The following is a 14,521-nucleotide window of genomic DNA, read 5'->3' on the forward strand; positions in this document are numbered from 1 at the left end:
GGCCGGCGCCAAGCCAGCTGGCACAAGGGATCGCACTAGCCTGCGTTGCAGCTGTAATGGGGTATTGCGGCACCGCATCAACTGTGGTCTAGTCGATCATCCGGTGACCTCCTCGAAACGCTCCAGGGATCGAGCGCTGCAACGTCGTCGCCGCTCTCCTGGATCCCAAAGAGGCAGACATGGCCCCCCGCACTCGCCAAGGGCTCGACAACGACGGTCTCTACAACAGCGCGCGCGATGAGCGCGACGCCTGTGGGTTTGGCATGGTCGCCCAGTTGGACGACCAACCTTCCCGTTCGCTGGTGGACACCGCGATTGCGGCGCTCTCGCGCATGACCCATCGTGGCGGCGTTGCCGCAGACGGGCTCACCGGCGATGGTTGCGGTCTGCTGATTCGCAAACCCGATGCATTTTTGCATGGGCTGGCGCGCGATGCCGGCATTACCCTGGGTACGCGCTACGCCGCTGGCGTGGTGTTTTTGCCGCTGGACGAGGGCGATGCGGCGCGATGTCGGGCCGAACTGGAAACGCAGTTGCACACTGCCGGCGTGCAGTTCTGCGGCTGGCGCGTGGTCCCCACCGATCACAGCGTGTGCGGCCAGTTGGCACGCGATACCTTGCCGCGCATCGAACAGGTATTCGTCGACGCCGGCGCGCAGCAGACCGAAGACGGCTTCACCCTGGCGCTGTTTCTGGCGCGCCGCCGCGCTGAGCAGGCGCTGCTCGGGGTGGACAACTTCTATGTCACCACCTTGTCGCCCAATGGCATCAGCTACAAGGGCATGGTGCTGCCGGACAAGCTGAGCACGTTCTATCCGGATCTGCAGCGCAGCGATCTGTCCTCCAGCGCGATTGTCTTTCACCAGCGTTTTTCCACCAACACGCTGCCGCGTTGGCCGTTGGCGCATCCTTTTCGGTTGCTGGCGCACAACGGCGAGATCAACACCATCGAAGGCAACCGCCGTTGGGCGCAGGCGCGCAGTAAGGTGTGGCAGACCCCGCGCTTCGATATTGCCGAGTTCGACCCGGTGATCTCCATGCACGGCTCCGATTCGCAGAGCCTGGACAACATGCTCGAGCTGCTGATCGCCGGGGGCATGGACCTGCTGCAGGCGCTGCGCATCCTGGTGCCGCCGGCGACCCAGTCGCTGGAATTCAAGGACGCCGACCTGGCCGCGTTCTACGAGTTCTACGGCCTCAACACCGAGCCGTGGGATGGCCCGGCCGGCATCGTCGCCTGCGACAGCCGCTATGCCGCCTGCATGCTCGATCGCAACGGCCTGCGCCCTGCGCGCTGGATGCTGACCTCGGACCGCCATTTCCTGGTCGCTTCAGAAGCGGGCGTGTGGGAATTGCCGGTCGAGCGCATCACCCGCAAGGGCAAGCTTGGCCCCGGCGAGATGATGGCGATCGATCTCAAGCGCGGCGACCTGCTCGATTCCGATGCCATCGACCGCATCAATCGTGCGCGCGCTCCCTACAAGCAATGGCTGCAGCAGGGCGTGACCTATCTGCAGACCGAGTTGATCGACCCCTCGCTGGTGGAAGAACCCTTCAGCGAACAGACCCTGCGCAGCTACCACAAGCTGTTCCAGCTCAGCACCGAGGAAGTGGAACAGGTGCTGCGCCCGCTGGCCGAAACCGAGCAGGAAGCCACCGGCTCGATGGGCGACGACACACCGATGGCGGTGCTTAGCCGCCAGACCCGGCCGCTGTACGACTATTTCCGCCAGGCATTCGCGCAGGTCACCAACCCGCCGATCGACCCGCTGCGAGAAGGCATTGCGATGTCGCTCACCACCCAGCTCGGCAAGGAGACCAACATCTTTCACGCCGGCGCCGAGACGGTGAACCACGTCATCCTCAACTCGCCTGTGCTGAGCCAGCGTAAGCTGCGTCAGCTGTTGAAAATGGAACAATACGTCGAGCGCAATCGCCTGATCGACCTGTCCTACAGTGTGGAAGAAGGCCTCAAGGCCGGCCTGGAACGCATCTGCCACGAAGTGGAAGCGGCCGCGCGCGCCGGAGCGGTGATGTTGCTGCTGTCCGATCGCTACCCGGTGCCGGATCGGCCGATGGCGCATGCGCTACTGGCCACCGGCGCGGTGCATCACCACCTGTGCAAGCTGGGGCTGCGCTGCGACGTCAACCTGATCATCGAAACCGGCACCGCGCGCGACCCGCATCACATGGCCTGCCTGCTCGGCTTCGGCGCCACTGCGGTGTACCCGTATCTGGCCTACCAGACGCTGTTCGATCTGGGTCGGCGTGGCATCCTGCAGCTGAGCAAGGGCGGCGAGCAGTCGCAGATCGGTCGCCGTTACCGCAAGGGCATCTATAAGGGCCTGTCGAAGATCATTTCGAAGATGGGCATCTGCACCATCGCCAGCTATCGCGGCGCGCAGTTGTTCGAGATCGTCGGGCTGGACCCGGACGCGGTGGAGCTGTGCTTTGCCGATACCCCTGCCCGCATCGGCGGCGTAGGCTTGTCGCGGCTGGACACCGAGGCGCGCGAGCTCACCGCACGCGCCTGGAACGACCAGCTCAAGCCGGAAGTGGGTGGCCTGCTCAAGTACGTGCACGGCGGCGAGTACCACATGTACAACCCCGACGTGGTCATGACGCTGCAACGCGCTACCCGCACCGGCGATGCCGGCGATTGGCAGAAGTACGTGGACGCGGTGCACTCGCGCCCGGCCTCCACGCTGCGCGACTTGGTGCAGCTCAAGCGTGCCGATACGCCGACCCCGCTGGCTGAGGTCGCCCTGGCCGAAGATCTGCTGCGTCGCTTCGATACCGCCGCGATCAGCCTGGGCGCGTTGTCGCCCGAGGCGCACGAAGCACTGGCCATCGCGATGAATCGCCTGGGCGGGCGCAGCAATTCCGGCGAAGGTGGCGAAGACCCGGCCCGCTATGGCACCGAGAAGCGCTCCAAGATCAAGCAGGTGGCCTCGGGCCGCTTCGGTGTGACCCCGGAATACCTGGTCAATGCAGAAGTGCTGCAGATCAAGGTCGCCCAGGGCGCCAAGCCCGGCGAGGGCGGTCAGCTGCCCGGCCACAAGGTCAACGAACTGATCGCGCGGCTGCGTTACGCCAAGCCCGGCATCGGCCTGATCTCGCCGCCCCCGCATCACGACGTCTATTCGATCGAGGATCTGGCCCAGCTGATCTACGACCTCAAGCAGGTCAATCCAACCGCGCTGGTGTCGGTAAAGCTGGTCGCGCATGCCGGCGTCGGCACGATCGCCGCCGGTGTGGTCAAGGCCGGTGCAGACCTGATCACGGTGTCCGGCCACGACGGCGGCACCGGGGCCAGCCCGGTCAGCTCGATCCGCTATGCCGGCGTGCCGTGGGAACTGGGCGTGGCCGAATCGCACCAGGCACTGGTGGCCAATGATCTGCGCGACCGCACCATCCTGCAGACCGATGGCGGCCTGAAGACTGGCCTTGACGTGGTCAAGGCTGCGTTGCTGGGCGCCGACAGCTTCGGCTTCGGCACCGCGCCGATGATCGTGCTGGGCTGCAAGTACCTGCGCATCTGTCACCTCAACAACTGCGCCACCGGCGTGGCCACCCAGGACGAACGCCTGCGCGCGGGCTACTTCACCGGCCTGCCGGAACGGGTGGAGCATTTCTTCCGCCTGCTGGCTGAAGAAGTGCGTCAGTGGCTGTCGTATCTGGGCGTGCGCTCGCTGGACGACATCGTCGGCCGCACCGACCTGCTGGAACAGCTGGAGGTCTCGCCGCGTGCCGGGGTCAAGGTCGATCTGTCCCGACTGCTCACATATGCGCCTTACGACGGCAGCCATTGCGCGGCCCAGCGTCTGTACGACTCTCCGGACAGCCTGGCCACGCAGATGGATGGCCTGCTCGCCGCTGCGATCACCAACAAGACCGGCGGCGACCATCGCTTCCTGATCCACAACACCGACCGCTCGATCGGCGCGCGACTGTCCGGCGCCATCGCGCGCGTGCACGGCAACCACGGCATGAGCGATGCGCCGTTGAACCTGCGCTTCCGCGGCACCGCCGGGCAGAGCTTTGGCGCATTCAACGCCGGTGGCCTGCAGCTGGAGCTGGAAGGCGAAGCCAACGACTACGTCGGCAAGGGCATGGCTGGCGGGCGGTTGGTGGTGCGTCCGCCACGCGGCGCGCGCTTCGAGGCGCGCAGCACGCCGATCGTCGGCAACACCTGCCTGTACGGCGCTACTGGCGGCGAGCTGTTCGCGGCCGGGCGCGCGGGCGAGCGCTTTGCAGTGCGCAACTCCGGCGCCCTGGCGGTGGTGGAAGGCGCAGGCGATCACTGCTGCGAATACATGACCGATGGCGTGGTGCTGGTGCTGGGCAAGGTGGGCCTGAACTTCGGCGCCGGCTTCACCGGCGGCCTAGCCTACGTGCTGGATATCGAACGCGACTTCGTGGACCGCTATAACCACGAGCTGATCGACATCCACCGCGTCTCTTCCGAAGGCTTCGAGAACCATCGCCAGCACCTGCACACCCTGATCACCCGCCACCGCGAGCTGACCGGGAGCATCTGGGCGCAACAGGTCCTAGACGAGTTCCGCGACTACATCGGCAAGTTCTGGCTGGTCAAACCCAAGGCCGCCAGCATTGAGTCGCTGACAGAGTCGCTGCGGCGCGCCGCCTGAGTGCTCTCTTCTCCCGCTAGCGGGAGAGGAGTTGGGGGTCAGGGCGTCGACGCGCTCGGTATCCTCATCCGCCCCTTCGGGGCACCTTTCTCCCGGTCGGAGAATAGAATCAGCCACGGATTTCTTTTATGAGCCGCAAGCAAGCCTTCCAATTCCTCGACCTGCCCCGGACCATGCCCGCGCGTATTCCGCTGGAGCTGCGCACGTCCGGTGACTGGGGCGAGTTGTACGGCAAGTTCGACAAGGCCGACGCGCAATACCAGTCCGGCCGTTGCCTGGACTGCGGCAACCCGTATTGCAGCTGGAAGTGCCCGGTGCACAACGCGATTCCGCAGTGGCTGCAGTTGGTGCAGGAAAACCGCATCGAAGAAGCCGCCGCGCTGTGCCATTCCACCAATCCGCTGCCGGAAGTGTGCGGGCGGGTGTGTCCGCAGGACCGCTTGTGCGAAGGCAGCTGCACACTGGAGGAATTCGGCGCGGTCACCATCGGCGCGGTGGAAAAATACATCGTCGATACCGCCTTCAAGATGGGCTGGCGCCCGGATCTGGGCAACGTGCAGCCGACCGGCTGGCGGGTGGCGGTGATCGGCGCCGGCCCGGCCGGCCTGGCGTGCGCCGACCGCTTGGTGCGCGCCGGGATCGAAGCGGTGGTCTATGACCGTTACGAGCAGATCGGCGGCCTGCTGCAGTTCGGCATTCCCAGCTTCAAGCTGGACAAGTCGGTGATCGGCAAGCGCCGCGAAATTCTCGAAGGCATGGGCGTGCAGTTCCGCCTGGGCGTAGAGATCGGCAAAGACGTCAGCATCGAGCAGTTGCTGGGCGAGTTCGACGCGGTGTTCCTGGGCACCGGCGCGTACCGCTACACCGACGGTGGCCTGCCTGGGCAGGACCTGAAGAACGTGCTGCCGGCGCTGCCGTTCCTGGTGCAGAACAGCCGCATCGTCAGCGGCAACGACCCGCATGGCCGGCCGATCGCCGGCTGGGAAGACCAGCTCGCCCTGCCCGATCTCAACGGCAAGCGCGTGGTGGTGCTGGGCGGTGGCGACACCGGCATGGACTGCGTGCGCAGCGCGATCCGTTTGGGCGCGGCCAAGGTCACCTGCGCATATCGGCGCGACGAAGCCAGCATGCCGGGCTCGGCGCGCGAAGTGGCCAACGCACGCGAAGAAGGCGTGCGCTTTTTGTTCAACCGTCAGCCGCTATCGATCGAATCCGGCGCCGACGACGAAGCGGTCGGCGTGAGCGTGGTGGAAACCAGGCTTGGCGAACCCGACGCCAGCGGGCGCCGTAACGCCGTGCCGGTGGAAGGCAGCGAATCTTTGCTGGGAGCGGATGTGGTCATCATCGCGTTCGGCTTCTCGCCGACCCTGCCCGACTGGTTGGCGGCGCAAGGCGTTGACGCCAGCAGCAATGGCCGCATTGTCGCGCCAACCGACGGCAACGGCCGTCTGCCCTACCAGACCAGCAACCCGCGGCTGTTCGCCGGCGGCGACTGTGTGCGCGGTGCCGACCTGGTGGTGACTGCGGTAGCCGAAGGCCGCGATGCCGCTGGCAGCATCGTGCAGTTGCTGGGCGTCAAGGCGCAGGTAAAAGAACCGGCTTCGGCATAAGCGCTGCATCTGTATGCGCAATGGCGCGGTGTTGAGCGCGCCATTGCGCATACGTTCGCCACAGTTTCGCCACAGTCGCATCGAAACCCGCGCAGCCCCATTGCGGGGCTGCGCGGGTTATGCAGGCGATCGCCCGGGCGATCAGGCCGCCTTGTCCAGTGTGGCCATGTCGATCACGAAACGGTACTTCACGTCGCTCTTGAGCATGCGCTCGTAAGCCTCGTTGATCTGGTCGGCGCGAATTGTTTCGATGTCCGAGACGATGTTGTGCTTGGCACAGAAATCCAGCATTTCCTGGGTCTGGCGGATACCGCCGATCAACGAACCGGCCAGCGTGCGGCGCTTCATGATCAGGTTGAACACGCTCGGCGAGGGATGCGCGTGCTCGGGCACACCGACCAGCACCATCGCCCCGTCATGCTTGAGCGCGTTGAGAAACGGGTCCAGGTTGTGCGGCGCGGCCACGGTGTTGAGGATGAAGTCCAGCCTGTTGGCCTGCGCGGCCATTTGCGCTTGGTCCTTGGACACCACCACTTCGCTGGCGCCCAGGCGCAGGGCATCTGCGCGCTTGCCCTCAGAGGTGGTGAATAGCACCACGGTAGCGCCCATTGCCTTGGCGATCTTCACCGCCATGTGGCCCAGGCCGCCCAGGCCGACCACGCCCACTTTCTGGCCGGGACCGACCTTCCAGTGCGCCAGCGGCGAATAGGTAGTGATGCCGGCGCATAGCAATGGTGCGACGGCGGCCAGGTTGTCGGTATGCGAGATATGCAGCACGTATTTCTGATCGACCACGATATGGTCGGAATAACCGCCGTAGGTGTTCTCGCCACCACCGAACATCGGCCCGTTGTAGGTGCCGGTGAAGCCCTGCTCGCAATATTGTTCTTCGCCTTCCTCGCAGGAGGCACAGCTGCGACAGCTGTCGACCATGCAACCGACGCCGGCCAGGTCGCCGACCTTGAAGCCTGTCACCTCATCACCGACGGCCGTCACGCGGCCGACGATCTCGTGGCCAGGCACCGACGGGTAAAGCGTGTTGTGCCATTCGTTGCGTGCGGTATGCAGATCCGAGTGACACACGCCGCAATAGGCGATGTCGATCTGCACGTCGTTTGGGCCGGGCTTGCGCCGTTCGAACACGAACGGCGCAAGCGGTTGGTCGGCGATTTGGGCAGCGTAAGCGTAGGCTTTGCTCATGGGAAAGGCTCCGGGGCGTTGCGTCGTCGGCGACAAGTTGCAAACGACAGAAAAGTAAGGAATCGGTAGCTTAAAACAGAGCGTGTCGCGCTCCTGCGACAGTCCGTCTTGTCTGCCCTTTCGCGAACGCTACCGGAGCACCATGATGCGCCGTATGCGTGTTGGCGTTCGATCAAAGCCGTGCTATGCGTGAATGGCACGCTAACGCCTGAGCTTCTAGGCGGACCAAGCACCTGATCGCCCTGCACCATCGCCGCTGGCCGTGTCCTCCCCCCGCGGCCGCCCACGTCGATGCCGAAGGAGGCTTCCATGTTCCGCTCTCCCCCAAAATTCCAGCGTCTGCGCGGTGCCGCACTCGCGCTGACCCTGCTCGCTACACTGCCATTGGCGCATGCCAAGGAGCCTGCTGGCGCGAAGAAAGAGTCCGCTGGGCTGAAATATGTCGGCGTCAGTCTGTCCGGCGCCGAATTCAACTCGCGCAAGAAACCCGGCATCTTGTATAAGGACTACACCTACCCGGCGGCGTCGGATTTCAGCTATTTCGCCGCCAAGGGCATAAATACGATCCGCCTACCGTTCCTATGGGAACGCGTCCAGCCCAAGCTCAACGACAATCTGGATCCGGCCCAGCTGGGGCTGATCAAAAAATCGCTCCGAGCCGCCAAGGCCAACAAGCAATACCTGATCCTGGATCTGCACAACTACGCCAAATACAACGGCCAGCGCATCGGTACCACCGGGATCCCCGCTGCGGCGGTGGCCGATCTGTGGCGTCGGCTGGCGCTGGAATTCAAGGACGACAAGGCAGTGATCTTCGGCTTGATGAACGAACCCAACGGCATTTCCGCGCCCGATTGGGCCAGCGTCGCGCAGGGCGCGATCAACGCGATCCGCAAGACCGGCGCAAAGAATCTGATCCTGGTGCCAGGTACCGCCTACACCGGTGCGCATAGCTGGCGCAGCACCAATTACGGCGTCTCCAACGCCAAGGCGCTGGAGATCGTCAAGGACCCCGGTAACAAGCTGGCTTTTGAAGCGCATCAATATCTGGATAGCGACTACAGCGGCACCAAACCGGTCTGCACGAGCGCAACCGTGGGCGAAGAGAAGTTGCGTGGCTTCACTGCATGGTTGCGTGAAAACAAGCAGAAGGGATTCCTGGGCGAGTTCGGCACCGCCAACAATCCTGTCTGCAATCAGGCACTGGAAGGCATGCTGACCTACATGGAAAAGAACAGCGATGTGTGGCTTGGCTGGACCTGGTGGGCTGCCGGCGCATGGTGGAAGCCGGACTATCCTTTCACTGTGCAGCCGGGCAAGGACGGCAGCGACAAGCCGCAGATGTCGATCCTGAGCAAATACGCGCGCCGCGCCGGCAAGTAATTCAGGTATGTATAAGTGCGGCGGTCGCAACAACGGTTGTGGCCGCCGTTTCGTTTGGAGCAGCGCCGGTTACGGGGCTGTCGGTTGTTGAGCCAACCTCGTCGGCCGACTGTGAGGCGTACGCGCTATCGCGTGGAAGCGTATCGGACCGCCGATTGCGCAAGTGAAGTGTTCGCCCATCGCCACGCCTTTGTTGTGTTGGAGGAATTGGTCGCTGCCTTGCTGACGATAGGCGACAAGGCAGGGCGCCGGCGACGCTGGCCAGACAACCTGCACGCCGACAACACCTACGCAATCGACCGCTGCCGCCACTGCCTCAGGCAGCGCGGCATTCAGTGCGCGGATCGGCCGCAAAGGAACCGTGCGCAACAACCGGTTGGGCTGTTATCGCTGGAGCGTCGAGCGCACCCACGCCTGGTCTGCAGGGATGGACAAGTTGCGCATCCGCTTTGAACGCCGTATCGGTCTCCACCTGGCGTTGCTCTCGCTTACTTGCTCGGTCATTTAGTGACGGGTGCTGCCTTGGTTTTATTAGCGGCTCTTACTTCTTCCGCGCGAGTACCCGCTGAAACATAACTGCGAGTCACCGCACAGCTTGAGTGTTTTGATACCTCCCATCCGTAGTTTGTGCGGGTTAATACGCCTACTCTTGTGAAAAATGTGTCGTTGTCATTTACACGGCGAGCTAACGCCAAGGCCAACGCATCTTCTTCACAAACATCTTTCGCACCCAGTAGTCGTTAGGAGTAGGCCATGTTGTCCATCACCCCCCGGACGCGCCAGCTACGTAGCCGCGCGCTGTTTTTGCTGCTGCTTGCCATCGTACCGTTCGCACACGCACAAAGCGCTAACGTCCTGAAGTATGCAGGCGTCAATCTCTCGGGCGCAGAAAACAAATCGTCGAAAAAAAACGCCATGGTCAACATCGATTACATATATCCGGCAGCCAGCGATTACACGTATTTCGCCAGCAAACACATGAACACCATTCGACTGCCGATCCTGTGGGAGCGTGTGCAACCCAAGGCTGGCGGCGAACTGGATCCGGCGCAGTTGGCATTGATCCGGAAGGCGGTCGCCAATGCCAAGGCCGCGAAGATGTATCTGATTTTGGATGTGCACAATTACGCCAAGTATTACGGCAACACGATCGGCAGCAAGAAGGTGCCCATCAGTACCTTCACCAATCTGTGGCGACGTCTGGCGATCACATTCAAGAGCGACAACACAGTGATCTTCGGAATGATGAATGAGCCGTACAACATCAATCCACAATTGTGGGCAGCGGCGGCACAGGCATCGATCGACACGATTCGTAAAACGGGCGCCAACAATTTGATTCTGGTTCCCGGCGCGCGATGGACGGGCGCGCATAGCTGGTATTCCACTAATGCTGGGCAATCCAACGCGGTGGCGCTTGCCTCGATTTACGATCCACTCAATCGCTACGCGATCGAAGTGCATCAGTATATGGATAGGGATTCCAGCGGCACCAGCGCCGGTTGCGTCAGTGCCACAATCGGTGCCGAACGTCTGAGTAGCTTCACCAACTGGCTGCGCCTAAATAAAAAACGTGGTTTTCTTGGCGAATTCGGCACTGGCAACAACGCCAAATGCAATGCCGCACTCAACAGTATGTTGAAGTACATCGAGTCCAACAGCGATTTCTGGATAGGCTGGGCCTATTGGGCGGCCGGCGTGTGGTGGAGTTGGACATATCCATTCAACGTGCACCCCGACGCGCAAGGTCGCGACAAGCCTCAGATGTCGATATTAAGCCCCCACGCACGACGTATTACCGAGTTAAACCACACGCCAGACGGCAACTAACGTAACCCATGACAACCCGTAGTTCCCGGCTTTTCAATAACGGCGTGGCGTCCTGGAGATGACGTCATGCTGCTGGCGGCGAGCTTGTCCATACGACGCAAACTCGACAGCGCAGCAATAGTTTCGGCGCAACCAACGAAACGCACCGCACCGCACTTTGACGCTTTTTTCTGCTGCGTGTCAGGCCGAAAAGTTCGCATCCAAGCCCAGCCAGCTGGCGAATGCGGCCAGTGGATTGATCAGCAGCAGAATCTGCAGCCGCTTGCCGCGGCGGGTCAAACCGTCTTCCATCGCCTGGCCGTCGCGATGGGATTTCAGATCACGAAATGCCAGGTCGATCTGCATCCGTTGTGCACACAGATTTACCAACTGCCTTGCGCTGGCTGCCTGTAGCTACGGGATACAACCATCAACCATGGCTCGCGCTCACGGGCTGCTACCATCAGACTCGATGATGCATGTGAGGACCAGCCATCTTTGATGCCACCAACGCATTGCGTAACATCCAGGAGTATCGGATAGGGCAGCCCGCCGAGCCGAGCCGAGCCGTAAAAGCGTACTCGGATAGCTGACCAGGCGAACTGGTTGACGGCAGTCAACCGACTTGGCCAAGCCCGTACTTCAACGCCGACCTCGAAATCGCACCAGCGCCCCGACAGAATCGAGGCGTTGGTGTTTGCAAACGTTGCGGTATGTGGGCGCTGTCGTTGCCAGCGCCATACCTCCGTCAACTGCCTCGACTACCGCTCAGGGCGCCGGCTGATGGGGCGTATCGGGCGTAGCCACGTCCTGATACGGGATACGTTCGGCCAATGGAGCCTCGCCATATCCGAGCATCCGGGCCAGCGCTGGAAGGGCCTCGAAACTGGCATTCATGCCTCTGACAATTGCTGACCCTACATGACGCAACAACTCGCTCCTGGGAGCCAACGTCCGATGCAATTCTTCGGCGGTAATCTCACGTGTTCCGCTTTCCATGTTCTGGCTAGCACGCGCAAGAATGGTTTGCACCACGCGCGCGTGCTTGGCGTTGTCGGAGTCAAATAGCCCAGGAACTTGGACGCGCCCGCCAAGCGCCAACGCGTTCAGGGCGATGGCTTCGATCGGATTGAAGACGGTGCTTCGGAAAATACGCAGTATCTTTTCCGACAGCAATCCAGTGGCCTTTTTGCTGGCAATCAGCGGAATCATCCCGACAATGGATGCCAGACCCATGGATTTGACAGCGGTGCTTTCACCTGGGGCAACATCCAGCGCATGGCGAGTCATCTGCTCAATCGCCTCCTTCGCGCCCATCCCCTCCCCGGGATGCGCGATCACGCCGTCCTTCATGCTCTGGAACAAGCCAGCACGCATTACCTCTTCACTTTCCTTCAGCTCGGGTGGAATACCGGAGGCGGCGCCGAAAATGGCCGCTTCGGTTGTCGCCGTGTTGGCCGCAAAATCACCGACTCTGGATTTGAAACCAGTGTATTGCAAGAGGTTATTGGGGAATGAAACCACCGAGGAGATAGCGCCTGCCTTCATCGCTTTGGGGAGCAGGTCGCGCATCGACCAATCCTCACCCTTCATGCCCTTGACGATTGCCAGCACACACATGGTGTCCATGGTCTCAATCAGCAAAGGAGGGACTGAATCGATTCCGGCCAATTGCAAAGCATTTTTACTGGGTGAGAAACCCTTGCCGAAGACGGCATTCTTCAGCACTTCCGCAGCGCCAAGCTCCCATGCCGAGCCGAGTATGCTGCTGACGCCAATGCTGCCGGCTAGTCCGCCTAGCTGGAAGTGTTTCTTGGTGGCTGCGTGCAACAACTCTTCTGCGCCCAGGCGGACCTTTAGATCGTCGTCCTTTTCGAGTTTCTGGTTGACGAACTCTGCCAGGACATCGTCATTGGACGTAATCGTGGGAGCACACGAGGCAAGAAACGCTTTCGCGCTGATTTGGCTGCCATCCGGCGCCTCGATCATCGCGCCTGATCCAAATGCAGCTGCCCCCCGCTCGATAGCCTTGAGCAGTAAGGGGATATGAATGTCTGCGTTGATCTCCTCACTTACCCGCTCCGACGAGTCGGCATCGGGCATCAGTTGCGCCTTCTCCACCGTGAAGGCGGCTTTGAATTCCTCAAGTGCTTTTTCCGGATCCCGACGCGGCCGTATTTCCAGCTTGACCCCTTTAATGCTTGCGGCCTGTGGTGGCAATGCCTGATCAGCCTGCACGAAAGATAGCATCGCCTGCACGACTGGATGATCGGAGATAACACGTCCATCCTTCCTGTGGACCGATCCTACATGCACAGGTGGAAGCTGCGAGGGTGGGCAGAACTTCGCCAAAGACGTAAGTAATGAAGTTTCCAGATCGCCGCGATCAGTGAACTCGGATGTGCGCTCAGTATTAACCGGGATTACTCGGTCCCTGCTGGCGCTTCGCCGACGCGGAGGTCTGCCGGTCGGCAACCTGCCGTCATCGACCTGATGTTGACTGCCATGGCCGGGCTGGATGTCGTGGTCCGAACGCGAAGCGCCGTTGTCCAAATTAGAGGTGTGAGACTGCGCTTGCGTAAGTGACGGCAGAGATGCAGATCTAACAAGATTCGGTTTCATGTGCTCTCACTTATTTAGAAATGAATTAGTTTGTCTGGATGACACGTTAGAATTTTATATAGTGCAGGAAATAAAGATGTCATATCACCCGCAAAATTTCTTCTCGAAGCGAATGGAAGTCTTAATTAATCAATGATTTTTAATGTGAAAAATGTAAATTCATTAAATGAAATGTATCGCGCTCGGCGACAACCCAAAGAAGTTCCGAGCAACCAACCAACGTCTCGCAGTTTCAATCAGCGTCGCCTAGATAAGACGTGCAGTTGCCTTGAGTGGGGTCATTCATTCAACCTTTTGCGGTTTATTTAGAGCGGCTAACAAAACGACTGCGCTCACCGCCAGGCGGGCGCGACCGGTGCTCGGAATCGGCATGTACCACGCCTACACTGCGGTTCCTGCGCACCGTCCGCACCCACCGACGACTGCTCGCTACGTTTTGTCAGCCGCTCTTAGCCGTCAAAGACGGCATTGGCCCTTGGCAGCTAGCAACTGTCGGTGCATCATTCATAGATTGATCTGTCTATGCGCTTGCGATCAACAACTGACGCAATCGCCGCGATGCGTAAGTGTTTGATTTTCAGCATGGACGATCGTCGCGTTCGATCAAAATTCTAAGTTTGCTCGCCACGTCGTGAGTTGTTCGGACCCTCCCCTAGCGCAAGAAACTACGATTCGTACATATGTAGATCACTTCGCTTTTTTCTTTTGTGTGACGGGCGTCTGTCGCCACCATACCAGCCATATTCAATCATTGAGGTGATATGCCATGGGTGCGTGCTGCTCAGTACACCGTTGGCATGGCACTCGGGAAGATTTTCATACACCGAAAGCTCTCCAATGTCTTCGCCGCAGACCGGCAATAGACTGGAACGCGCGAGCAATGTCAGTCTGGCCGACGGCCGCTTACGTTGATTGAGCAACTTGAACCGCAGCCGGCCTGTGTCCCGATCATTCTCGGAGCGAAGTGCGCAATCCGACGGCCAGGATGCGGTGTGCGATGCCTTGAAATTCGTGCGGAGCTCCTACTACAAAAAATCCCGCCTTAAATCAGGCAACACGATGAAGCCAAATGGCGGGCCTGCTGAGGCAGGCCGCATTGCAAGGTGGCGCTTGATGTTGCCAGCATCGGGCCAGTCTCAGGCTCTTTGCCTTTGGACATGGCGCAGCGGGGTTTGGATGTGTAAGTCAGCAGCCCACACCAGGACTGCCTGAGAGCAGTGCTGTGAACGCCAGAGAAGGAAAAAC

6 protein-coding genes, 1 other RNA gene and 2 pseudogenes are annotated in these 14,521 nt (G+C 61.0%); 6 read left to right on the forward strand and 3 right to left on the reverse strand.

All coding sequences use genetic code 11. From position 1 onward, the window contains the following. Window positions 1-179: 179 nt before the first annotated feature. Entirely contained in the window at window positions 180-4,652 is a 4,473-nt protein-coding gene (gltB, locus tag J5I97_RS00535) for a glutamate synthase large subunit (protein WP_208588350.1), read from the forward strand. Window positions 4,653-4,780: 128 nt separating this feature from the next. Beyond that, window positions 4,781-6,262 (forward strand): FAD-dependent oxidoreductase, encoded by a 1,482-nt coding sequence (locus tag J5I97_RS00540; RefSeq protein WP_208588351.1) that lies wholly within the window; start codon window positions 4,781-4,783, stop codon window positions 6,260-6,262. Between the two features lie 141 nt (window positions 6,263-6,403). Here the strand turns inward: J5I97_RS00540 and J5I97_RS00545 are convergent, their stop codons facing one another. Beyond that, on the reverse strand, window positions 6,404-7,462 hold the full coding sequence (locus J5I97_RS00545) for an NAD(P)-dependent alcohol dehydrogenase (RefSeq protein ID WP_208588352.1): 1,059 nt from the start codon (window positions 7,460-7,462) through the stop codon (window positions 6,404-6,406). Window positions 7,463-7,771: 309 nt separating this feature from the next. Between J5I97_RS00545 and J5I97_RS00550 the strand changes: the two genes are divergently transcribed. The 3 genes and pseudogenes from J5I97_RS00550 (at window position 7,772) to J5I97_RS00560 (ending at window position 10,675) form a co-directional block, all read left to right on the forward strand. Continuing rightward, entirely contained in the window at window positions 7,772-8,845 is a 1,074-nt protein-coding gene (locus J5I97_RS00550) for a glycoside hydrolase family 5 protein (RefSeq protein WP_208588353.1), read from the forward strand. A 174-nt stretch (window positions 8,846-9,019) separates the two neighbouring features. Further along, window positions 9,020-9,353: pseudogene (locus J5I97_RS00555) on the forward strand (IS5/IS1182 family transposase); the annotation flags it as partial. Between the two features lie 245 nt (window positions 9,354-9,598). Then, window positions 9,599-10,675 carry a glycoside hydrolase family 5 protein gene (locus tag J5I97_RS00560; RefSeq protein WP_208588355.1) on the forward strand — a complete coding sequence of 359 codons (1,077 nt, stop codon included), beginning with the start codon at window positions 9,599-9,601 and terminating at the stop codon, window positions 10,673-10,675. Between the two features lie 183 nt (window positions 10,676-10,858). Here the strand turns inward: J5I97_RS00560 and J5I97_RS00565 are convergent. Together J5I97_RS00565 and xopB are read right to left on the reverse strand one after the other, a co-directional pair. Next, window positions 10,859-11,139, reverse strand: a pseudogene (locus J5I97_RS00565) (IS4 family transposase); the annotation flags it as partial. A 283-nt stretch (window positions 11,140-11,422) separates the two neighbouring features. Beyond that, window positions 11,423-13,276, reverse strand: a complete 1,854-nt coding sequence (gene xopB, locus J5I97_RS00570; protein ID WP_279631220.1) for a XopB/HopD1 family type III secretion system effector — start codon at window positions 13,274-13,276, stop codon at window positions 11,423-11,425. A gap of 370 nt (window positions 13,277-13,646) precedes the next feature. Here xopB and J5I97_RS00575 point away from each other — a divergent pair. Next, a non-coding RNA gene (locus J5I97_RS00575) (sX9 sRNA) lies at window positions 13,647-13,721 on the forward strand. The last annotated feature ends 800 nt before the right edge of the window (window positions 13,722-14,521 follow it).

The organism is Xanthomonas fragariae, assembly GCF_017603965.1.
GTDB classification, from domain to species: domain Bacteria; phylum Pseudomonadota; class Gammaproteobacteria; order Xanthomonadales; family Xanthomonadaceae; genus Xanthomonas; species Xanthomonas fragariae_A.